The organism is Brucella sp. (assembly GCF_032066345.1).
Classification (GTDB): domain Bacteria; phylum Pseudomonadota; class Alphaproteobacteria; order Rhizobiales; family Rhizobiaceae; genus Brucella; species Brucella pseudogrignonensis.
The window spans coordinates 140,654-163,602 of sequence record NZ_DAMBKZ010000001.1 but is presented as its reverse complement, the minus strand read 5'-3'; the positions used below and the strand labels follow the sequence as shown (position 1 = coordinate 163,602).

Genomic DNA, 22,949 nt, shown 5'->3' with positions numbered 1-22,949 from the left:
TGATTAATAGGTAAAGCAAAAGCGCCGTGGCAAACTGCATCACGGCGTCTTCAGCATTCTGGAAACTGGATGAACTCAGTTGCGGATGGCGAGGCAGGGAACGCCCTGCTGCTTGAGCTTCGCACAAGTCTTTTCAGCTGCATCCGAATCCTTGAATCCGGAGAAGCGAACGCGGTACATCTTGCGACCACGCGGAGCGGTCGAAATTTCAGCCTTTGTACCCGGCACCAGGCTGCTTACAACCGGCAAATACTTGGCTTGCAGCTCGTCTGCACCCTTGCGGGATGGCGTTACACCAACCTGAACACGCCATGCAGACATGGCAGACTTCACCAGAAAGCCGCCGTCACCCTGCTCGATCTTGTTGTCGTCGATCATATCGGCAACAGCATCAACCTTTGGCTTCTGTGGCTTGAGCGGCGAGATAACGGGCAAAGGTGTCTGAACCGAAGCTGTAACGATTTCGTCTGTGGACTTTCCAGCGCCTTCCGTGCCGAAGCGCGTCAGGAGTTTCGCCATGCGGTCATCACGCTCGCGCGATGAGCCAGCGCCAAGCACAACGCCCACGAGATGCTTGTCATTGATGATTGCTGACGAAACGAGGTTATAGCCGGAAACATCTGTATAGCCGGTCTTGATGCCGTCTACTCCCTGATAGCGATACATCAGATTGTTGTGGCCGTTGAACGGACGGCCCTTATAGGTAAAGGAGCGCTCCGAAAACAGCGCATACTCTTTTGGAAAATCGCGACGCAGCGACATGCCAAGCACAGCCATATCGCGCGCAGTTGTCAGCTGGGTCATCTTCGCCGTCAAACCCGATGGATTAGCGAAATAAGTGCTTTTCATGCCGAGGTTTCGGGCTCTTTGCGTCATCAGGCGGCCAAAGCCCGCTTCCGATCCACCGAGATATTCGCCAACAACCGTTGCGGCATCATTTGCCGAAACGATAACCATACCCATGACGGCATCACGAACAGAAATTGTTTCGCCAGCTTTCAGATACAGCTTCATTCTGACTTTGGCAGATGCGTTCTTGGAGATCGGCATTTGATCATCCCAATTCAGCCTGCCAGTCTTGAGAGCCTCAAAGGTCAGATAGAGCGTCATCATCTTGGCCAATGAAGCAGGCGCGTGCTGCTCGGTTGCATCGTCTTGTCCCAAAACGACGCCAGTATCGGCATCAAAAACCACCCATGAAACATTCGCCATGGCGTTGGTAGCGCAGAAGATGCTGGCACCAAGCGCAACACCGGCAATCAGCTGGGAGGTGCGGGACAACGATTTATGCATATTGGCTCACATGAAAAGAAAACTAGATGCAAATGAAGCCGAATTGCGGCGCGAAAAAGACGCCGGGCCGACCTGATTTCCTTTTCCCGATAAAACAGAATTATCATTAACGAATTCTAATCAACGGGCAATAAACTAACAGATTTGTTGCAATCTTTTAAAAACAAACACTTAGCTTGTGGGTGACGAGACCCGCCAGTAGCGCCAAGGCAAATACCAGCGATAATAGGCCGACAATTCTTGCGGAACAGGATCGAATCCGTGAGTTCCCATGGGGCCGCAACGCATGATCCGGAACAGTCCCATCCAGCTGCCGTTCCACAATCCGTAACGGGCCACAGATTCGTAGGTATATTCAGAACAGGTCGGCATATGTCGGCAGGAATTGCCTATAAAGGAGGACAGCGTGAGCTGATAAAGCCTTATCAGACTGGTGCCGAGCAACCTGCCCGGCGTTTTGCGCCATGGATCGGTAAAATTGCGGGTCTGGCGCTTTCCGGTTGCCGTCGCACCGCCCGAATGATCTTTCCCGCAACTGCACATATGCTATCCTAAGCCGCCTGCACCTTTTCTTCGATCTGGCGAATGCAATCGATAACCGCGTCGAATGTCAGAAGCGTCGATGCGTGACGGGCTTTATATTCACGAACCGGTTCAAAATATTTGAGATCCTCAAAACGGCCTTCCGGCGCGGGGCCGTTTTCCTTGAGCATCTTATACATCGAATCGCGCACGGCGCGCAGGTCTTCCGACGTGCAGCCAACCACATTGCGCGCCATGACCGACGATGACGCCTGCCCCAATGCGCAGGCCTTCACCTCATGCGCGAAGTCTGTAACCACGCCGTCTGACATGCGCAGATAGACGGTAACTTTGGACCCACATAATTTGGAGTGAACAGTTGCGACCGCATCGGGGTCAGCAATTCGTCCGAGTCTTTCAATATTCCCTGCAAATTCAAGGATACGTTTGTTATAAACATCGTCGATCATTGAGGGAAACCTTCCGCCTTTCCGGAGAAAAATGTAAAATTGTCGTCCGGTTACGGTTTGAAGTTGCAATTTCCTGTCTATATAATAGGCAAGTAGCGACTGCGCCATGGGTAGATTATCACATGGTGATGAGTAGCCGCGGAAATGCCCGTCCGGCAGCTTGGTGTTGCCGGATCAATACATCGCACGCTCGCAAATCAGACTATGGGGCGCATCGTTGTATTGTCCGTTTAACTCGTCTCCTCCTTGAAGGAGACTACTGGAGAATACTGATGGACGCTCGCATCCTCAAGATTGATGACGAATCCAATCCGTCTGCAGACCTGTCACGGCCAACTCAGGCCGAAGCAGAAGCTGCTGTGCGCACGCTTCTTCTTTGGGCAGGAGACAATCCTGACCGCGAAGGCCTGCTGGATACACCAAAACGCGTTGCCAAATCCTACAGCGAACTTTTCGGCGGCTATGCCGAAAGCCCTGAGGATGTGCTCGGCACCACTTTTGAAGAAGTATCCGGCTATAATGACATGGTGTTGGTGAAGGACATTTCCTTCTTCTCGCATTGTGAACACCATATGGTTCCGATCATCGGCAAGGCGCATGTCGCTTATCTGCCAGATGGCAAGGTGCTTGGCCTGTCGAAGATTGCACGCGTTGTCGATATTTTTGCGCGCCGTCTACAAACGCAGGAAAGCATCACTGCCCAGATCGCTGAAAGCATTCAGCGCATTCTGAAACCGCGCGGCGTTGCAGTAATGATTGATGCAGAACATATGTGCATGGCGATGCGTGGCATTCGCAAGCAGGGTTCAAGCACAATCACGACGACCTTTACCGGCACGTTTCAGGAAGAAGTGAACGAACAGGTTCGCTTCATGAGCCTTATCCGTCAGTAAAAAGACATCCAGGCGCAACAATGAGCATTTTTCCCGTCCAGCCTTCTGACAAGAAGGCGATTGAAGAAGGCGCGGTTTTCATGCCGCGCTTTGACGCATCAGGTTTGATCACGGCAGTCGTCACCGACGAACGTGATGGCGAGTTGTTGATGGTCGCTCATATGAACGAGGAAGCACTGCGCCTGACGCTCGAAACCGGGATCGCGCATTACTGGTCGCGCTCCCGCAATACGCTTTGGAAAAAGGGCGAAACCTCTGGCAATCTGCAAAGCGTGATCGAGCTGCGTACAGACTGCGACCAGGATGCGCTTTGGCTGAAAGTCCGTGTTGCTGGTGATGGTCCAACTTGCCACACCGGTCGGCGCTCATGTTTTTACCGGCAGGTTCAGTCAGAAGATGGTCAGGTTAGCCTGTCTCTGAATGGTTCCTGCGACCACGATCACTAAATTCTCTCACGGTCTGTGACCCCTCTCAAATCGATGTGAAGGCGTGATTTTCTCTCGCGCCTTCAATTTGCAGCATTTATTGTTTCGATACAGTGTTTTGATACACTCACCGAAATGAAAGGTGCTTGGTCGATATGCTCGCATGGGGTCAAAGGCGCAAGGCAGCCAATACGCAACCCTTGAAGCCGGAAGAAGAAGTCATCGAACTGCCGCAGGTACGGCATGAACCACGCCGCATTGCGCTTGCGCTTGGCGGCGGTGCGGCGCGTGGCTGGGCACATATCGGTGTGCTACGTGCGCTTGATGAAGCAGGCATCGAAATCGAAATGATCGCCGGCACCTCAATCGGCGCACTGGTTGGTGGCTGCTATCTTGCGGGCAAGCTCGATCAGCTTGAAGAATTTGCGCGCAGTCTCACACGCCGCCGCATGTTCAACCTTCTCGACATCACATTTCGCGGCAGCGGCCTGTTTGGCGGCATGAAGCTTGATAGCCGTATGCGCGAGCACCTCGACGGCTTGCGTCTTGAAGATCTGGATCGCCCATTCGTTGCCGTTTGTACCGAACTGCGCACAGGCCATGAAATCTGGCTCTCTACAGGTCCACTGGTTGAAGCCATGCGGGCATCCTACGCCCTGCCCGGCGTGTTTGAACCCGTTCGCTGGCAGGAGCGCGTGCTGGTCGATGGTGCACTGGTCAATCCAGTTCCGGTCTCGGTCTGCCGCGCCTATGAGCAACGCCTCGTTCTGGCTGTAAACCTGCATTACGACCAGTTTGGACGTGCTGCCGTCATCAAACACGCTCAGTCTCGTCAGGACACATTGAGCGAAACGATTCACGGCGAGAAGGAAAGCCGCCTCGGTATTACCGGCGTGATGATGGAAGCCTTCAACATCATTCAGGACCGTATTTCCCGCGCGCGCATGGCTGGCGACCCACCCGATGTTTCGCTGATGCCCACTGTCGGGCAAATCGGCCTGGCCGACTTTCACCGGGCATCAGAAGCAATCGATATTGGCTATGCGGAAACCGTAAAGCGGCTGGAAGACATTAAAAGATTGCAGGGAATAAGCGGTTAATGGGTGCAGCAGATTCGGCGTCAATCTATGGCAAATCCGCATAGATTGACGCCGAAAGCCGCAGAATGGCCACAATCTTGACACCAAGAAGCCACGAAAACTGAAGTTTTAAGCGCCTTAAATTGCAGTATTACGACTTTTAGGCACTCTTTTTTGAAAAAGATCGGCAGAAGCACAAGATCGGGCTTGTGCCTGTCTGATCGATTTGCTAGATGCCTCCTCGCTGACAAGTTCAGCTTCTACCACACAGTGCGGTCGTGGCGGAATTGGTAGACGCGCAGCGTTGAGGTCGCTGTGGGGCAACCCGTGGAAGTTCGAGTCTTCTCGACCGCACCATTCTCTCTCAAGAGTTATGATTTCTTTTTAGACGCAGCTCTGCGATCTGGTTAAACACCAGATGAAGCAGGGATTTTTTGCGTTTTAAAATCAGATATTTAAGCCCAACATAAAATAATTTCATTCAATTGTGCTCAACTGGAAGAATGGCCTTGTGCAGTCCAGATTGATTTGCTAAATGCCCTCTCGCTGACATTGTTCAGCTTCTACCACACAGTGCGGTCGTGGCGGAATTGGTAGACGCGCAGCGTTGAGGTCGCTGTGGGGCAACCCGTGGAAGTTCGAGTCTTCTCGACCGCACCATTCTCTTCCCTTAAAAAATTTGATTTTTTTGTGCTGCAGCAATGAATAGCTTCTCGAATTTGGGATGTTATCCAACGTGCTAAAATGCTTTATTGCATCGTGCAGACGCCAATCAACGACGGGAAGAAACTATGAAAATCAGCGCACGCAATCGCCTCAAAGGCACAATCGTCGATGTCACCAAAGGTGCAACTACGGCGCATATCCGCATTGATATCGGAAACGGTGTCGTTGTTACCTCATCCATCACCAATGAAGCCGTGGATGAACTTGACCTCAAGGTTGGCAAGACAGCCTATGCAGTGGTGAAAGCATCAGACGTGATGGTCGCCACCGACGACTGACCTACTAAAAACCCCGCTTAAAGCGGGGTTTTTGTTACATATCATTCTTATGCTCGCCCAGTTTCGGTGATCGCCTGTCGAGCTTCAGTTCGGCGTCCGAGAATCGGATTGGCGTACGCAAGCCCGGCACACCATCGGGATCGATTCTCATCTGCCGCGCGATGAATTGCGGATCAGCAAACACATCTTCAACCGTGTTGATAGGCCCGGCGGGCACCCCTGCTTTAGCAAGCGCTGCCAGAAGATCATCCCGTAACCATTGCGTTGTACGCTCTTCAAGCATTGCTGTCAGTGCATCGCGATTGGCGACGCGCGATGCATTGGTGAGGAAGCGGGAATCGCGCGCGATTTCACCGATTCCCAGCAACGCCGTCAGTTTTGCAAACTGCCCGTCATTGCCGCAGGCGATAATGAAATAACCGTCCGATACAGGCAGCGTCTGATAAGGCGCGATATTGGGATGCGCATTGCCCATACGCTTGGGCGAAACGCCGGATGCTAGATAATTCATCGCCTGATTGGCAAGAACCGCCGACATGCAATCAAACAGTGCCATATCAATGTGCTGACCTTTGCCCGTGCGCTCACGCATGATGAGAGCCGATTGAATGGCGACCACGCTGTAAAGCCCGGTAAATATGTCTGCGAAGGCGACACCAATCTTTTGCGGTTGTCCGTCCGGCTCGCCGGTCAGGTCCATAATACCGCCCATGCCCTGGATCATGAAATCATAACCCGCACGCTCTGCATAAGGCCCGGTGTGGCCAAAACCCGTAATTGAGCAATAGATCAGCCGCGGATTGATCGCTTTCAGGCTTTCATAGTCGAGACCGTATTTATCAAGACCGCCGAGCTTGAAATTCTCAATCACCACATCCGCATCGGCAACCAGCTTGCGCACAAGCTCTCTGCCCTCGTCAGTACGAAAGTCGGCAATGATGGATTGCTTGCCGCGATTGCAGGCATGGAAATAGGCGGCCGACTTTTCGCCTTCGACCTCGATAAAGGGCGGGCCCCATGTGCGGGTATCGTCACCTTCAGGGCTTTCGACCTTAATGACGTCGGCACCAAGGTCGGACAGTGTCTGTCCGACCCATGGACCTGCCAGAATGCGGGCCAGCTCAATGACTTTAAGACCCGCAAGCGGTGTATTCTGCATTTCTCAAAACCTTTCCGGCGATCAGAAGAACGCCTGAATGCCGGTCTGCGCACGTCCGAGAATCAGCGCATGAACATCATGCGTACCTTCATAGGTGTTGACGGTTTCAAGATTCTGAGCGTGGCGCATAACGTGATATTCGATTTGAATGCCGTTGCCGCCATGCATGTCGCGAGCCTGACGCGCAATATCGAGCGCCTTACCGCAATTGTTGCGCTTGACGATGGAAATCATTTCGGGCGCCATTTTGCCTTCGTCAAACAGACGACCAACGCGTAAGCTTGCCTGCAAGCCCAGCGCTATTTCTGTCTGCATATCGGCAAGCTTCTTCTGATAAAGCTGTGTTCCAGCCAGCGGCTTGTCGAACTGCTTGCGATCAAGACCATACTGACGCGCACGGAACCAGCAATCCTCTGCCGCGCCCAGCACACCCCATGAAATGCCATAGCGCGCACGGTTGAGACAGCCGAACGGACCCTTGAGACCCGATACATTCGGCAACAATGCATCTTCCGATACTTCCACGCCATCCATGACGATTTCGCCAGTGATCGAAGCACGCAACGAAAGCTTTCCGCCAATCTTGGGGGCAGAAAGACCCTTCATGCCCTTTTCAAGCACAAAGCCACGGATCGCACCGTCATGGGCAGTCGACTTGGCCCAGACCACGAAAACGTCGGCAATCGGCGAATTGGAAATCCACATTTTGGAACCGCTGATGCGATAGCCGCCATCGATCTTATCGGCGCGGGTTTTCATGCCAGCAGGATCGGAACCGGCATCAGGCTCAGTGAGGCCAAAGCAGCCGATCAATTCGCCGGAAACAAGACCCGGCAGATATTTCTTGCGCTGTTCGTCCGAGCCATAAGCATAGATCGGATACATGACGAGCGACGACTGAACGCTCATCATCGAACGATAGCCGGAATCGATGCGCTCGACTTCGCGTGCCACCAGACCATAGGAAACATAGCCAGCATTGGCTGCGCCGTATTCTTCGGGAAGCGTTACACCAAGAAGGCCAGCCTGCCCCATCAGACGAAACAGGTCCGGATCGGTCGTTTCATCAAGATAAGCTTTTTCAATGCGCGGCAGCAGGACATCGCTCGCGAAAGCCTGCGCCGAGTCGCGGATCATCCGCTCGTCTTCGGTCAGCTGCTCATCAAGCAGAAACGGATCTTCCCAGTTAAATGCGGCACGCGACATGAATAATCTCCTCAAATTCAGGTGCCCAAATGTGACTGGAAAAGCGGAATCATGCAATGAACGTTTACTCATCGATCTATTCCGTTTAGTAATAGATGATGACATCACTATCGAGACGCCTGCTTCCTTCGACAAGCGCGCTTGCTGCCTTTGATGCAGTGGCGCGACACGAGAGCTTTTCGAGTGCGGCGGAAGAGCTGTCTCTGACGCAAGGGGCTGTCAGCCGTCAAATAGCAGCATTGGAAGAACAGCTTGGCGCTGCTCTGTTTGACCGCACCAGCCGCCATGTTTTACTGACCGATGCCGGACGTGCCTATCTGAGTGGGATCAGCCCTGCCCTTGCCTCCATTCGCGCGGCCTCATTGCAGGTCATGTCCCAAATGCGTGGGACAACGCTCAATCTTGCATTTCTGCCGACCTTCGGCACCCGCTGGCTGATCCCGAGAATCCCGCGTTTCGTCGCGCAATATCCGGATATTATTCTGAATTTTGCCACCCGCATTGGCCAGTTCGACTTTGAACGCGAGGGCCTTGATGCGGCAATCCATATTGGCCAACCGGACTGGTCGAATGCCGATTGCACATTTCTGATGGAGGAAACGGTTGCGCCTGTTTGCAGTCCAGTTTTTCTGAAACAGCACGCCATCACCGAGCCGAATGACCTGTTGCGCCTGCCGCTTTTCAACATGGCATCACGCCCCGGCGCATGGAGCCACTGGTTCAAAAGCCTCGACATTGCAGCACCTGTTGCGGGCGGAATGCGCTTTGAGCAGTTCTCAAATGTTTCTCAGGCTTGTGTCGCAGGTCTTGGGATTGCACTGATGCCGCTATTTTTGATCAGTGCGGAAATTGAAAGCGGGCAGCTTGTGGTGGCCTATCAGCACACAGTCAAAAGTCCGAGCAGCTATTACTTTGTGACACCGCAGGCGCGTGCAAATACGCCTGCAGTCAAAGCTTTCCGCGATTGGCTTCTTACTGAGGTCAATCGCGAGTTCGATCCTCACGCCATCGAGTTGCTGACGATCTCATAAGAGCGAAGACGCTTCTGATGGTCATAGATCATGCCCGTCACCATCAATTCGTCCGCACCAGTGCGTTCGGCAAATTCGCGAATGCCCTTGTCGACGGTTTCAGGACCGCCCACCACACGACATGATAGCATCTGGCGAACCAGTGCCTGTGCGGAAGGATCAAGCTGCTCCTGATAGCCCACAACGGGCGCAGGCAACTTGCCCGGACGGCCGCTGCGCAAGTTCACAAATGCCTGCAATTGCGACGTGAACAGATGATGTGCTTCTTCATCCGTATCCGCTGCAATGACATTAAGCCCAAGCATGACATAAGGCTTCTGCAGATATTCGGACGGCTCAAATCGTTCGCGATAAAGCTCTACAGCGCGTTCCATGTCAGCAGGTGCGAAATGGGAGGCGAAGCCATAAGGCAGTCCCAACATCGCAGCCAGTTGCGCGCCAAACAGGCTCGAACCGAGAATCCAGACCGGGACATTCAGCCCCGCGCCCGGCACAGCCTGAACGCGCTGTGCAGGATCGCCCGGCTTGAAATAATTGAGAAGCTCTACGACATCGCGCGGAAAATCATTGGCGCTGCTTTCAAGATTCCGGCGAAGCGCATGAGCCGTCAACTGATCGGTGCCGGGCGCACGACCAAGGCCCAGATCGATACGGCCCGGAAACAGCGAAGCCAGCGTGCCGAACTGTTCGGCGATCACCAATGGCGAATGGTTCGGCAACATGATGCCGCCCGCACCAACGCGAATGGTGGACGTGCCCGCTGCCACATGGCCGATGACGACCGAGGTAGCCGCACTGGCAATACCGGGCATGTTGTGATGCTCCGCCAGCCAATAGCGCGTAAAGCCCAGTTTTTCGGCCTGCTGGGCCAATTCTAGCGTGTTGCGCAGAGACTGTCCTGCATCGCTGCCTTCAGGGACGGGTGAAAGATCGAGTACGGATAAAGGTATCATGCCTGCTCATATGGTGTGGAACGGTTGGAATGCAACAGAGCGTAATCCGACCGGAGTGAAACGAGGATCGACAAGATTATGCTGGAAAGAAATCAGAGCGCCGATCTGATAAAATCAGATCGAAAAGCGATTAATTCCCAACAAAAAGGGCGGCCCACATGTGGCCGCCCTTAATCTGATTATTCAATACAAGTTTCAGTGATGGGCTACCGTTGCTGGCTCCTTGCCATCTTCCTGCGATGGTACGAACTCACCTTCCACGTCTTTCTTGGCAATGAACGTATAGAACATCGGAACCACGAAGAGCGTGAAGACTGTACCGATCGTGATACCGGTGAAGATCACCAGACCCATCGAGTAACGAGCCGCCGCACCCGCACCACTTGCGATGATCAGGGGAACAACGCCAAGCGCCATTGCAGCCGTGGTCATCAGAATCGGACGCAGGCGGGTTTCTGCCGAGAGGATGATGGCCTCACGACGCGAATGACCATGCAGGCGACGCTGCTGATTGGCAAACTCCACCATCAGAATACCGTGCTTGGTTATCAACCCGACAAGGGTAATCATACCAACCTGCGTATAGATGTTGAGCGTGCCAAGTCCCAGGTTCAGCGGAACGATAGCACCGAAGATCGAAAGCGGAACCGACATCATGATGATGAACGGATCGCGGAAGCTTTCGAACTGCGCCGCAAGCACCAGATAGATCACGATAACGGCAAGGCCGAAGGCGATCATGATCGTGTTGCCCTGCTCGACTTCCAGACGCGACTGACCGGAATAGTCAAGGAAGAAGCCTTCCGGCATCTTCTGCTGCGCCAGATTGACGAGTGTTTGCAGGCCCTGACCTGTGGTGACACTCGGCATTGGCAGAGCGGAAATCGTTGCCGAATTCAGCTGGTTGAACTGCTCGATAGCGGCAGGCGAAGAGTTCGTCTTGATCTGGATGACAGAAGACAGAGGAACCATCTCGCCCGAAACACTGCGAACATAGAAATCACCGAGCTTTTCAGGATTGGAACGATAGATGTCCGGCACCTGACTGATGATGTCATAGCTGTTTGAATCGCGGTCGAACTGAGCAATCTTTGCACCACCGGTCAGAAGACCGAGCGTCGAGCCAATATCACTCACCTGCACACCAAGCGTTGCAGCCCGGTCACGATCAATTGTGATGGTGGTCTGCGGCGCATTATAGGACATGGAGTTCTGAACGATAATGAACTGGCCGGTCGCCTGTGCTTCGTTTTTGATTTCCTCAGCAAGCTCGAACACCTGACTTGATGGCCCCGTCGACTGAAGAGCAATCGAAATTGGCAAGCCACCACCAGCACCCGGCAGCGACGGAGGCGCAAAGATGAATGCGTCAACGCCGGCAACCTTGGTCAGTCGGGCAGTCAGGTCTTCCTGAATCTGCTTCTGCGAACGCGTACGCTCAGACCAGTCCTTCAGCACCCAAAGGGCGATACCGGAGGTTGTACCACCATCCATGCCGACGATCTGGAAGCGTGTGTCGAGTTCCGGCAGATCCTTGGTCAGACCATCGATCTGCTCGGCATAGAGGTTGGTATAGGCAGAGGTTGCATATTGCGGAGCCTGGAACATCGAGAACAATGCGCCTGAATCTTCTTCCGGTGCCAGTTCGCTCGATGTGTTCACAAACAAGAAGCCTGTGAGACCAACCAGAGCAATAACGATCATCAGCGTAATCGGGCGATAATTGAGCGACCCCGATACCAGACGATGATATCCCTTTTCGAGCTTCTTGAAGTTCGTATCAATGAACTTCTGGAAGCGCGATGCCTCGCCATGTTTCAACATACGCGCGCACATCATCGGCGAGATTGTCAAAGCGGCAACGCCGGAAATGATAACCGCACCTGCAAGCGTGAAGGCAAACTCGCGGAACAGCGATCCGGTCAAACCACCCGTAAATCCGAGAGGCGCAAACACCGCAGCCAGCGTGATCGTCATCGCGATAATGGAGCCTGTGATTTCCTTCATACCCTTGAAGGCCGCATCCATAGGACGCAATCCCTCTTCGATATGTCGGTGAATGTTCTCCAGAACCACGATGGCGTCATCCACCACCAGACCAATCGCCAGAACCATTGCCAGAAGTGACAGAAGGTTGATTGAGAAGCCCAGAATATACAGGAAGAAACAGACGCCAATCAGCGAAATCGGGATTGTTACAATCGGGATAAGCACCGACCGGAACGAACCCAGGAACACGATAATGACCAGAATAACGATAGCGACTGCTTCGCCGATGGTCGTGAACACTTCGTTGATCGATGAGCTGATCTGTTCGGTCGCATCATAGACCAGATCAAGCGTCATGCCTTCAGGCAAGGATGCCTGAATGGCCGGGAGTTCTTTCCTGAACGCTGTCGCAACATCGATAGGGTTCGCTGAAGGCGTTGGGTAGATTGCAAGGAATGTACCCGCAGAACCATTGAACGAAACGATCGTGTCCTTGCTTTTCGCCGCCAGTTCCACCTTGGCAACATCGCGCAGACGAACAACTTCATCGCCGGAAGTCTTGATCGGCATCGCACCGAAAGCTTCCGGTGTCTGCAAGGTCGATTCAAGCGTAATCGAAGAGGCAACAAACTGGTTTTTTGTCGTACCCGGTGCCGACAGGAAGTTCGACGCATTGATCGCAGCCAGAACTTCCGGTGCGGTGATCTGGCGTGCGGCGAGCTGAATTGGATCAAGCCACACGCGCATCGAATAGACCTGACCACCCAGAATTTCGGCCTTGGCCACACCCTGCACCGTGGAGATGCGCGGCTGCATGACGCGTTCCAGATATTCAGTGATCTGCTCGCTCGTCATGTTCGGGTTCTGTGCTGCCAGATACATGGTAGCAAAGCTCTGGCCCGTTCCCTTGACGATAACAGGGTCATCGGATTCAGACGGCAGATTGCCGCGAACCTGATTAACCTTTGCAATCACCTCGGTCAGTGCCGCATCAGGATTTGCCCCAAGTTTCATCTGCACCGTCACCGTGCTCGACGATGGACGGCTGGATGAAGTGACGTAATCGATGTTTTCAGTGGTCGCCACGGATTCCGCGATTGGCGATGTGATAAAGCCCTGAATAAGCTCCGCACTCGCACCCGCATAAGCAGTGGTGACGGTAATAACGGTTTCATCGACCTTTGGATATTCACGCACCGAAAGCTGCGCGATACCCTGAAGGCCAAGGAGAATGATCATGAGAGCGACCACTGTAGCAAGTACGGGTCGCCGGATGAAAATATCGGAAAAACTCATCTTGCTCGCCTATTACTTGTCAGCCGCAGGCAGCGGATTGACTGTGTTGTCGATCGTAACAGCAGCACCCGGCGAAAGCCGGTTCTGACCTGCAGTGATCACGATATCACCAGCCTTCAGGCCATCGGTGATTTCAGCAACGCCGCCATAACGACGACCGACCTTGACGAAAACCTGCTGCGCGACCTGCTTTGCAGCCTTTCCTTCAGGAGCTTTTTCGCCTTCTTTTGGCTGCTCGGGACGAACAGCATAAACATAGTCACCGTAAAGGCTTGTCACGATTGTCGTTTGTGGCAAAGCCAGAATATTGTCTTCCTGTGGAAGCTCAACGCGAACCTGAACAAACTGACCTGGTGTCAGGCGTGGTTCATCATTCTGCACTTCGGCACGCACGGAGACCAGACGGCTTGCAGGGTCGATCTTTGGATCAATACCAACAATCGTGCCGTTATATTTCAATGCGTCCATGTTTGGGCCAACCTTCACAGGCTGTCCAAGCTTCAGGGAAGAAAGCGACTGCTCCGGTACAGAGAAGTCGATACGCATCTTGTCGGTTTCCTGCAAAGTGCCGATAACCGTGCCCGGCGTCAGGTACTGACCGAGATCGACCTTGGAAATACCGATAACACCGTCAAATGGCGCCGTTACGGTCTTCTGATCAAGCACTGCCTGCATCTTGGCAACAGCGGCCTTCTTGGCGCTGGCAGCAGCAGCTGTTGTGTCAACGTCAGAAACTGCACCCACGCCACGCGTGCGCAAGGTTTCAGCGCGCTTCAGGTTCTGATCAGCAAGCACAGCTTCAGCCTGAGCAGCCACCAGATCGGCAGTCTCAATGCTGTTTTCCAGCTGAAGAAGGACAGTGCCCTTCTTTACTTCCTGATTGGCGGTGAATTCGATTTTATCAACGATACCATTGACCTGAACTGTCAGATCGACACCATTGATTGCATTGGCAGAACCAATCGCTTCAATGCCTGGAGTCCAGACGCCCGGCTCAAGCGTGACAGTCGAAACCGTCTTGGCAGGCTGCTGCATATTCGCGAAGAAATCCTTGATCGCCTGCGTTCTGAACAGGTTGAAACCAACGAGCCCCCCCACGACGATCACGAGAAAAATTATTGCCAGAATGAGGCGTTTGATCATTGCGGATGCACTCCAGGGTGTCGTTGGCGTGCTTCCTTTATGTTCCTCACAATTTGGTCGCACGTATTTTACTTGAATATCAGATGAAAATAACTGTACCGTCTGGACGGTATTGTCAACTATCGAACTGTCAGGAGACCATAGGAATTGCACACAAAGAATAAGGTCTCTTCGCGAGAGCGCATTTTGCGCGCAGCAGTGGAACTCGCCCAAGAGGTCGGACCAGCACATATATCTCTCGACGCGGTTGCCGCCCGCGCGGGCCTCTCAAAAGGAGGATTGCTTTACTCGTTTCCAACGAAAGCAAAGCTGCTTGAGGGCGTGGTCGAAGAGTATATGAAAGAGCATGAACGTGCGATGGAGGTTCAGGAACGCCTGCAGAGCGGAGATAAAAACCGTGTCGCACGTGCTTTTTTTGATGTTTATCGCGTTCAGGCTGACGATGAGCCCCCAGCCAGCGGAATTCTTGCTGCGCTGGTCGAGAACCCGGATTTCATGATCCCGGTCAGACATTATCACCGGGCCGTACTTGATCGGATGCTAAAAGACGCTTCCGACTCCAATCTCGTTTTGATTACTTATCTTGCGCTTTCCGGACTTGAATGCGGCCGCTTGCTTGATTGTGACATCGTAAGCGAAGAAGAGCGTCATTCCGTTATCTGTCGTCTGGAAAAGCTGCTCGAAGCTGGATAGGTTTATAGCATTTCCAGCAAAAGTCCGAAGTAGTTTTGCGTCGGATAATGCGTAAAAACAAACAGTTACAGCGGTTTCAACGATTCATTTTTAACTGAAACCGCTGTAATAGATACAAAAAACGCGCCTTAGAGGCGCGCTTTACAACTCTAACAGAGATGAAAATCAAAGGACTGGTATGTCGCCCCTCTCCCATCCGGCTGTTGTTTCAGCCGCGAAGTCTTCAAAACGACCTTCAGCGATTGCCGCCCGAATGCCCTGCATGAGATACTGGTAATAGGCCAGATTGTTCCATGTCAGCAGCATCCCGCCCAGTGCTTCACCCGATTTGACCAGATGATGCAGATAAGCGCGGCTGTAATCACGCGTCGCCGGGCAGTTTGATTCTGGATCAAGCGGACGATGATCATCGGCATGACGCGCATTGCGCAGGTTCACCTTGCCAAAGCGCGTGAACGCCAGACCATGACGACCAGCACGCGTCGGCATCACACAATCAAACATGTCGATACCGCGGGCGACCGATTTCAGAATGTCATCCGGCGTGCCAACGCCCATCAGATAGCGTGGCTTTTCTGTAGGCAGAATGGGGCAAACCACTTCGAGCATCTCGAGCATGACATTCTGCGGTTCACCAACCGCCAGACCACCAACGGAATAGCCTTTGAGGTCCATCGCCTTCAATGCTTCAGCCGAGCGCTCACGCAGGCGCGCATTGTCACCGCCCTGCACGATGCCGAACATCGCCTTTCCAGCCTGTGTGCCGAACGCCACCTTGCAGCGTTCTGCCCAGCGCAGCGACAATTCCATTGCGCGCTCGGTGTTCTTTTCAGGCGATGGCAGCGCTACGCATTCATCGAGCTGCATCTGAATATCGCTATCAAGCAGCCCCTGAATTTCGATGGAGCGCTCCGGCGTCATTTCATAAGGCTTGCCGTCGATATGCGAGCGGAAAGTCACACCGTTTTCGTTAAGCTTGCGGAGCTGCGCGAGCGACATGACCTGAAAGCCGCCGGAATCGGTCAGAATTGGGCCTTTCCAGCCGCCGAATTCATGCAGACCACCAAGACGAGCAACGCGTTCCGCACCCGGACGCAGCATCAGATGATAGGTGTTGCCGAGAATGATGTCGGCTCCCAAATCCTTCACCTGATCCATATACATGGCCTTGACGGTTCCGGCTGTGCCAACTGGCATGAAGGCAGGCGTACGCACCACGCCGCGCGGCATGGAGATTTCGCCCTGACGGGCTGCGCCATCACGCGCAAGCACTTTGAATTCAAAATTTTCGCTGGTCATGCCGTGTCTCTAATGAATTATGCCGAAAAAGGGAACCGTTTCATTTCCTCTCAAGAAGACTGGAATCTCCATAGGAATAGAAGCGATACCCGGTTTCAATGGCGCGTTTATAAGCGTCCTGCATCGTCTCAAAGCCACTAAAGGCCGAAACAAGCATGAAGAGCGTCGAGCGCGGCAGATGGAAATTAGTCATCAGCAGATCGACTGCACGGAACTTATAGCCCGGTGTGATGAAAATATCGGTCGGACCCGCCCATGGGCGAATGATGCCATCTTCACCGGCAGCGCTCTCAATCAGGCGCAGCGATGTTGTGCCGACACAGATCACCCGGCCACCTCGGGCATGAACGGCATTCAACGCATCCGCAGTTTCCTGGGAAACGTATCCGATCTCCGAATGCATCTTGTGGTCCGTCGTATCGTCGGCTTTGACGGGCAGAAATGTGCCCGCCCCTACATGCAACGTCACGAAATGTTCTTCGATGCCACGATCACGGATTTTTTTGAGCAGATCGGGTGTGAAATGCAGCCCTGCAGTCGGGGCTGCAACAGCCCCTTCCTCACGCGCATAAACAGTCTGATAATCGCTGCGGTCGCGCTCATCTTCTGCGCGCTTGGATGCGATATAAGGCGGCAAAGGAATATGGCCGACCGAAGCAATTGCTTCATCCAGCATTGCGCCAGAGAGGTCGAACACCAGCAGAACTTCGCCAGCGTCACCCTTTTCGGCAACGGTTGCGTCGAGTGTTCCGAGGAAGCAGCTTGAACCGGAATGACCGAAACGGATGCGGTCGCCTTCCTTCACGCGCTTGGCAGGACGCAGGAATGCCTTCCAGCGATCAGGGCCGGTACGCATGTGAAGCGTCGCACTCACCTGCGAAATATTGCCATCGCGCTCGCGCATACCTTCAAGTTGTGCAGGAATGACTTTTGTATCGTTGAAAACGAGCGCATCGCCCGGCTGCAACAGATCAGGCAGCTCGAATACCTGTCGATCTTCGAATGGCTGACCGGGACGCACGCGCAAAAGCTTGGCGTGGTCGCGCGGTTCGGCTGGACGCAGAGCAATGCTCTCTTCCGGCAAATCGAAATCGAAAAGATCAACACGCATCATAAACCTCATCAGAGCATTTCAAATTTCAGAAATGCATCAAAGCAAGAGCGGCCCCGGCAAAACCGGAGCCGCTATATTTCTATAGAAACGACTGAATTAGATGTCTGCAGCGATGCGTGCAGTTACGATCACGTCTGGATCGGTAACAGGTTCGCCGCGCTTGATCTTGTCGACATTGTCCATGCCTTCGATAACCTGACCCCATACGGAGTACTGACGGTCAAGCCATGGAGCGTCGGTGAAGCAGATGAAGAACTGCGAATTAGCCGAGTTCGGGTTCTGCGAACGAGCCATCGAAGCAGTGCCGCGCTTGTGCGAGGTGTTCGAGAATTCAGCCTTGAGGTCAGGCTTGTCCGAACCGCCCATACCAGCACGCGAGCCATTGAAATGCGCGCCGCCCGTCTTGCCGAACTTCACGTCGCCGGTCTGCGCCATGAAGCCGTCGATAACGCGGTGGAACACAACGCCGTCATAAGCGCCTTCGCGTGCCAGTTCCTTGATGCGTTCGACATGGCCAGGAGCCAGATCAGGGAAGAGTTCGAGAACGACATTGCCCTTGGTGGTTTCAAGAACGAGCGTGTTTTCCGGGTCTTTGTAAGCCATCGGGCCTCTCCTATTGAGCGTATCCCCAAAAGTTTGAATCATTTTTTGGGACAGGGATACGTGTTGAATTTAGAGCGCATCCCGAAAAGTGTGAAACGGTTTTCGGATAAGATGCGCGTTAGAACAGATATTTAGAGCGCCGATCTGTTTCAATCAGATCGAAAAGCGCTCTAAAACTCATTTCTTTTCGATCGTGGCTTTGATGATCTTGTCAGGGCTTTCGACCGAACCATTATCGGATTCACTTCCCTTTTTGATCTTATCAACCACGTCCATGCCACTGACAACCTTACCAACAACCGTGTACTGGCCGTTCAGGAATGCGCCGTCATTGAACATGATGAAGAACTGCGAGTTGGCGGAATTCGGGTCCTGGCTGCGCGCCATACCAACCGTGCCACGCACAAATGGTTCCTGCGAAAATTCAGCCGGAATGTTCGGCAGTTCAGAACCACCGGTACCAACGCGCGATGCATTGAAGCCCTTGTCAACGTTACCGAACTTCACATCACCGGTCTGAGCCATGAAGCCGGGAATCACGCGATGGAAAGCCACGCCGTTGTAAGCGCCTTCCTGAGCCAGCTTTTCAATCTGTGCGACATGCTTTGGCGCAAGGTTTGGACTCAGCTCAATAGCGACATTGCCGTCTTTAAGCTGCAGATTGAGGATGTCAGCAGCAAAGGCCGCACCTTGAGAAAACGCAACAATGCTGGCTGCGACAAGCGCCGAACGAACGAATGACATAATCGAGAAACTCCCTGAATCAGGATTTGAATTTTGCTTCCAGCGCAGCCGCAACAGCTGCAGGAACGAAGGGCTTTATATCGCCTCCCATTGAGGCAATCTGGCGAACCAATGTGGCAGTAATCGTGCGCACAGCAGGATCGGCTGGCAGAAAGACGGTTTGCAATTCCGGCGCCATCGTTCCATTCATGCCCGCCATCTGCATTTCATAATCGAGATCGGTGCCATCGCGCAGACCACGCACCATGAGCTTGGCGCCATGCTTACGCGCAGCATCAATGACAAGGGCATCAAACGAAATCACGGAAACGCGCTTCGCGTCAGCCCCAAGCAAAGCCTTGGCGCTTGCATTGATAAGCTCGACACGTTCTTCAAAACTGAACAGCGGCTTCTTGCCCGGATGCACGCCAATAGCGACGATAACCTGATCGGCAAGACGCAGCGTGCCTTTCAGAACATCCATATGGCCATTGGTGACCGGGTCGAATGAACCCGCATAAATCGCGATCGTCATTTCTTCCAGCTAGCCTTTTCTAATCAGATTTTCAACAACAACCACAATTGAAAGAAATCAGAAACCAAGAAAATAGATGAATGCGATATGAACAACGATTTCACGAGAAGTTCACAACCGATTTACCAAGATAGGCGCAAGTTTGGTGCAACCTTTTCGCTTCTGAAGCGTATCTATAACGAAAGGATACCGCGATGATGATATTTCTTCTGGCATTATCCATGATGGTAGCAATGGCTGCATCGGCGATTGTTTTGCTTCTGGAAGAGAATGAAGCGAAGCGCCAACGCGTACGTCCCGCCGCTTTTAGTCTAAGCGCCATGCGTAAACTGAGTTCGCATTAAGTACAGTTTTGAGTTTCCAGAGATCGCCAGTTCCCTCCAGTCCTGGCATCTGAAAAAGGCCGATGGTGAACCATCGGCCTTTTTATTTGGAATGTGAAATCCCCTGATACTGCTTGCATCAGGGGATTTCCTTTATTCTTCGCCACCAGCTGCAGGTGCATCACCTTCAGCTGCGGTTTCATCAACCTCGGCAGCGCCATTCTCTTCATCGCTTTCGGTTTCCGAAATGCGCTCGACCGAGACGACCTTTTCGCCGTCAGCCGTATTGAAGATCGTGACACCCTTGGTCGAGCGTCCAGCGATACGAATGCCGCCAACCGGCACGCGGATCAGCTGACCACCATCGGAAACCAGCAGGATCTGATCGCTTGCCTCGACCGGGAACAGAGCTACCAGCTTGCCGATTTCGTCGGTTTTCGACGTATCGGTTGCACGGATACCCTTACCGCCACGGCCAGAAACGCGGAACTCATAAGACGAGGAACGCTTGCCGTAACCATACTCACTAACCGTGAGAACGGTCTGCTCGCGAGCCTTCAACTCCTGATAGAGTTCTTCATTCAGCTCGGCTTCCACCGCAACTTCTTCACCGACGACAACGATATCATCGGCGTCGTCTGCACCCTGTGCCCGACGTTCAGCAATCGAGCGCTTGAGATAAGCGGCGCGCTGCGAAGCGTCTGCATCAACGTGATGCAGAATTGCCATCGAGATGACCTTATCGCCTTCCGCCAGATTGATACCGCGTACGCCGATCGAGTTACGACCAGCAAAGACGCGAACATCCGTGACAGGGAAGCGAATGCACTGGCCACCAGCACAGGTCAGAAGTACGTCGTCGAATTCCGTACAGGTATCGACCGAGAGGATTTCATCGCCCTCGTCTTCGAGCTTCATCGCGATCTTGCCGTTGCGGTTGACCTGAACGAAGTCCGACAGCTTGTTACGGCGAACCGTACCGCGCGTGGTCGAGAACATGACGTCGAGGTTTGCCCAGGATTCTTCATCCTCCGGCAGCGGCATGATCGTGGTAATGCGCTCGCCCTGCTGCAATGGCAGCATATTGATGAGTGCCTTGCCACGCGACTGCGGATTACCGACTGGCAGACGCCAGACCTTTTCCTTGTAGACGATGCCGCGCGAGGAGAAGAACAGCACCGGCGTATGCGTATTGGCGACGAACAGACGGGTTACGAAATCCTCGTCCTTCGTTGCCATGCCGGAGCGACCCTTGCCGCCACGACGCTGCGCACGATAGGTCGCCAGCGGTACACGCTTGATATAACCGGCATGGCTGACGGTGACGACCATATCTTCGCGAGCGATGAGGTCTTCATCGTCCATTTCAGCGCCGCCAAGACCAAACTCGGTACGGCGCGGCGTGGCGAACTCGTCACGAACAGCAATCATCTCTTCCTTGACGATTGTCATGACACGAATGCGCGAGCCAAGAATCTCCAGATAATCGCGGATTTCTTCGCCGATCTTGTTCAGCTCGTCCGCAACTTCATCGCGTCCAAGTGCTGTCAGGCGCTGCAAGCGAAGATCAAGAATAGCACGCGCCTGCTCTTCCGAGAGGTTATACGTGTTATCGTCGTTGATCGCATGACGCGGATCATCGATAAGACGGATCAGCGGTGCCACATCGGCGGCAGGCCAACGACGTTCCATCAACTGCTCACGCGCGGTTGCCGGATCCGGCGCACGACGAATGAGAGCGATAATCTCGTCAATATTGGCAACTGCAATCGCAAGACCAACCAACACATGCGCGCGATCACGCGCCTTATTGAGCAGGAACTTGGTGCGGCGCGTTACCACTTCTTCACGGAACGCCACGAAAGCGCGCAGCATGTCGAGAAGATTGAGCTGTTCCGGCTTGCCGCCATTCAGCGCCACCATGTTGCAGCCGAAAGAGGTCTGCAGCGGCGTGTAGCGATAAAGCTGGTTCAGTACGACATCGGCAACAGCATCACGCTTGAGCTCGACCACAACGCGATAGCCATCGCGGTCCGATTCATCGCGCAGATCAGAAATGCCCTCGATACGCTTGTCGCGCACCAGTTCGGCCATTTTCTCGATCATCGAAGCCTTGTTCACCTGATACGGTATCTCGGTGATGATGATAGCTTCACGGTCGCCGCGCATTGGCTCAATCGCCACGCGACCACGCATAATAACGGAACCACGACCCGTGCTGTAGGCCGAGTTGATGCCGGCACGCCCAAGGATAATACCACCGGTCGGGAAATCCGGACCAGGAATGATTTCCATGACTTCTTCCAGCTCAAGAGCCGGATTGTCGATCAGCGCTACGCAGCCATCAATGACTTCGCCAAGATTGTGCGGCGGAATATTGGTTGCCATACCAACCGCAATACCGCCTGAACCATTGACAAGCAGGTTTGGAAAGCGGGCAGGCAGAACCATAGGTTCCCGCTCGCGGCCATCATAGTTGTCCTGAAAATCAACCGTATCCTTGTCGATATCCGACAGAAGGGATTCGGTGACTTTTTCCAGACGGCATTCGGTATAACGCATCGCCGCTGGCGGATCGCCATCGATGGAACCGAAATTGCCCTGTCCGTCCACAAGTGGATCGCGCAAGGAGAAGTCCTGCGCCATACGCACCAAGGCGTCATAAATAGAAGAGTCGCCGTGTGGATGGTATTTACCCATCACTTCACCGATCACACCTGCCGACTTTCGGTAGGGGCGATTGTAAGCGAGGTTCATCTCGTTCATGGCGTGGAGAATACGGCGATGTACGGGCTTCAAGCCGTCGCGCACATCAGGCAGAGCACGGCTCACGATAACGCTCATTGCGTAATCGAGATAGGAGCGCTGCATCTCCTCAATAATGGAAATCGGTTCGATACCTGTAGGGCCGCTTGGGCCGCCATCCATATCTTCGGAACCGGGTGGAGGTGTTTGATCTGACACTATTCAGATATCTTTCTCAACAGAATCGATAAAGTCACTTTATAGAATAAAACGTCACAAAACGCCAATTTCGGGGCTATTTCAACCGGCAAATTTCATTCATCGAATCAATAACTTGAAAGATATTCACATAAAGATCGCGCAATGATGTTGCCTGAGCGTGCGCTTTGCGTCGACCGAGCGCCACTCATCGGCTACAATCCGTTTCGCAAATCAGGCAAAGAATACCAAC

At 53.4% G+C, this 22,949-nt stretch carries 21 protein-coding genes and 2 tRNA genes; 9 read left to right on the top strand and 14 right to left on the bottom strand.

Features of this window, described 5'->3' with window-relative positions; genetic code table 11:
* Positions 1–75 precede the first annotated feature (75 nt).
* From RT142_RS00865 to RT142_RS00855, 3 genes are all read right to left on the bottom strand, one after another.
* Positions 76–1,293 (bottom strand): D-alanyl-D-alanine carboxypeptidase, encoded by a 1,218-nt coding sequence (locus tag RT142_RS00865; RefSeq protein ID WP_007875041.1) that lies wholly within the window; start codon positions 1,291–1,293, stop codon positions 76–78.
* 171 nt (positions 1,294–1,464) lie between these two features.
* Positions 1,465–1,836 (bottom strand): membrane protein insertion efficiency factor YidD, encoded by a 372-nt coding sequence (gene yidD / locus RT142_RS00860; RefSeq protein ID WP_113485247.1) that lies wholly within the window; start codon positions 1,834–1,836, stop codon positions 1,465–1,467.
* A gap of 8 nt (positions 1,837–1,844) precedes the next feature.
* Entirely contained in the window at positions 1,845–2,285 is a 441-nt protein-coding gene (locus RT142_RS00855; protein ID WP_313026539.1) for an iron-sulfur cluster assembly scaffold protein, read from the bottom strand.
* Between the two features lie 272 nt (positions 2,286–2,557).
* Between RT142_RS00855 and folE the strand changes: the two genes are divergently transcribed.
* From folE to RT142_RS00825, 6 genes are all read left to right on the top strand, one after another.
* Positions 2,558–3,178, top strand: coding sequence for a GTP cyclohydrolase I FolE (folE, locus tag RT142_RS00850; RefSeq protein WP_313026537.1), 621 nt, complete (start codon positions 2,558–2,560; stop codon positions 3,176–3,178).
* A 20-nt stretch (positions 3,179–3,198) separates the two neighbouring features.
* Positions 3,199–3,624, top strand: a complete 426-nt coding sequence (hisI, locus tag RT142_RS00845; RefSeq protein ID WP_007875047.1) for a phosphoribosyl-AMP cyclohydrolase — start codon at positions 3,199–3,201, stop codon at positions 3,622–3,624.
* Between the two features lie 134 nt (positions 3,625–3,758).
* The gene (locus tag RT142_RS00840; protein ID WP_007875048.1) at positions 3,759–4,703 is read left to right on the top strand and encodes a patatin-like phospholipase family protein; all 945 of its coding nucleotides are present in this window, start codon (positions 3,759–3,761) and stop codon (positions 4,701–4,703) included.
* A gap of 251 nt (positions 4,704–4,954) precedes the next feature.
* Positions 4,955–5,039, top strand: a tRNA-Leu gene (locus RT142_RS00835).
* A gap of 218 nt (positions 5,040–5,257) precedes the next feature.
* Positions 5,258–5,342: transfer RNA gene (locus RT142_RS00830), tRNA-Leu, on the top strand.
* Between the two features lie 131 nt (positions 5,343–5,473).
* Positions 5,474–5,686, top strand: coding sequence for a molybdopterin-binding protein (locus RT142_RS00825; RefSeq protein WP_064320641.1), 213 nt, complete (start codon positions 5,474–5,476; stop codon positions 5,684–5,686).
* A gap of 34 nt (positions 5,687–5,720) precedes the next feature.
* Here RT142_RS00825 and RT142_RS00820 read toward each other — a convergent pair whose 3' ends face one another.
* A complete protein-coding gene (locus RT142_RS00820; RefSeq protein ID WP_313026534.1) occupies positions 5,721–6,845 on the bottom strand; it encodes a CaiB/BaiF CoA-transferase family protein in 1,125 nt (374 codons plus the stop codon).
* Between the two features lie 21 nt (positions 6,846–6,866).
* Positions 6,867–8,051 (bottom strand): acyl-CoA dehydrogenase, encoded by a 1,185-nt coding sequence (locus RT142_RS00815; protein ID WP_064320643.1) that lies wholly within the window; start codon positions 8,049–8,051, stop codon positions 6,867–6,869.
* A 98-nt stretch (positions 8,052–8,149) separates the two neighbouring features.
* Here RT142_RS00815 and RT142_RS00810 point away from each other — a divergent pair, with 98 nt between their 5' ends.
* Positions 8,150–9,082 (top strand): LysR family transcriptional regulator, encoded by a 933-nt coding sequence (locus RT142_RS00810; RefSeq protein ID WP_313027072.1) that lies wholly within the window; start codon positions 8,150–8,152, stop codon positions 9,080–9,082.
* Here the strand turns inward: RT142_RS00810 and RT142_RS00805 are convergent.
* From RT142_RS00805 to RT142_RS00795, 3 genes are all read right to left on the bottom strand, one after another.
* Positions 9,052–10,035, bottom strand: a complete 984-nt coding sequence (locus tag RT142_RS00805) for an LLM class flavin-dependent oxidoreductase (protein WP_064320644.1) — start codon at positions 10,033–10,035, stop codon at positions 9,052–9,054. The genes RT142_RS00810 and RT142_RS00805 overlap by 31 nt on opposite strands.
* A 195-nt stretch (positions 10,036–10,230) precedes the next feature.
* Positions 10,231–13,320 carry an efflux RND transporter permease subunit gene (locus tag RT142_RS00800; RefSeq protein ID WP_113160094.1) on the bottom strand — a complete coding sequence of 1,030 codons (3,090 nt, stop codon included), beginning with the start codon at positions 13,318–13,320 and terminating at the stop codon, positions 10,231–10,233.
* A gap of 12 nt (positions 13,321–13,332) precedes the next feature.
* The gene (locus tag RT142_RS00795) at positions 13,333–14,463 is read right to left on the bottom strand and encodes an efflux RND transporter periplasmic adaptor subunit (RefSeq protein ID WP_064320645.1); all 1,131 of its coding nucleotides are present in this window, start codon (positions 14,461–14,463) and stop codon (positions 13,333–13,335) included.
* Positions 14,464–14,610: 147 nt separating this feature from the next.
* Between RT142_RS00795 and RT142_RS00790 the strand changes: the two genes are divergently transcribed.
* Positions 14,611–15,156, top strand: coding sequence for a TetR/AcrR family transcriptional regulator (locus RT142_RS00790; RefSeq protein WP_007875056.1), 546 nt, complete (start codon positions 14,611–14,613; stop codon positions 15,154–15,156).
* Between the two features lie 165 nt (positions 15,157–15,321).
* Here RT142_RS00790 and tgt read toward each other — a convergent pair whose 3' ends face one another.
* The 5 genes from tgt to coaD form a co-directional block, all read right to left on the bottom strand.
* Positions 15,322–16,455 (bottom strand): tRNA guanosine(34) transglycosylase Tgt, encoded by a 1,134-nt coding sequence (gene tgt / locus RT142_RS00785; RefSeq protein ID WP_313026529.1) that lies wholly within the window; start codon positions 16,453–16,455, stop codon positions 15,322–15,324.
* Between the two features lie 40 nt (positions 16,456–16,495).
* Positions 16,496–17,566: a tRNA preQ1(34) S-adenosylmethionine ribosyltransferase-isomerase QueA gene (gene queA / locus RT142_RS00780; protein ID WP_079211926.1), complete on the bottom strand. Its 1,071-nt coding sequence runs from the start codon at positions 17,564–17,566 to the stop codon at positions 16,496–16,498.
* Positions 17,567–17,665: 99 nt separating this feature from the next.
* A complete protein-coding gene (locus RT142_RS00775) occupies positions 17,666–18,172 on the bottom strand; it encodes a peptidylprolyl isomerase (protein WP_007875065.1) in 507 nt (168 codons plus the stop codon).
* A 177-nt stretch (positions 18,173–18,349) separates the two neighbouring features.
* Positions 18,350–18,916 carry a peptidylprolyl isomerase gene (locus tag RT142_RS00770; RefSeq protein WP_007875066.1) on the bottom strand — a complete coding sequence of 189 codons (567 nt, stop codon included), beginning with the start codon at positions 18,914–18,916 and terminating at the stop codon, positions 18,350–18,352.
* 19 nt (positions 18,917–18,935) lie between these two features.
* Positions 18,936–19,430, bottom strand: coding sequence for a pantetheine-phosphate adenylyltransferase (gene coaD / locus RT142_RS00765; protein ID WP_007875067.1), 495 nt, complete (start codon positions 19,428–19,430; stop codon positions 18,936–18,938).
* Between the two features lie 194 nt (positions 19,431–19,624).
* On the opposite strand from coaD, the gene RT142_RS00760 reads away from it, so the two are divergent.
* The gene (locus RT142_RS00760) at positions 19,625–19,774 is read left to right on the top strand and encodes a hypothetical protein (RefSeq protein ID WP_007875068.1); all 150 of its coding nucleotides are present in this window, start codon (positions 19,625–19,627) and stop codon (positions 19,772–19,774) included.
* A 132-nt stretch (positions 19,775–19,906) separates the two neighbouring features.
* Here RT142_RS00760 and gyrA read toward each other — a convergent pair whose 3' ends face one another.
* A complete protein-coding gene (gene gyrA / locus RT142_RS00755; RefSeq protein ID WP_113498441.1) occupies positions 19,907–22,681 on the bottom strand; it encodes a DNA gyrase subunit A in 2,775 nt (924 codons plus the stop codon).
* Positions 22,682–22,949 lie beyond the last annotated feature (268 nt).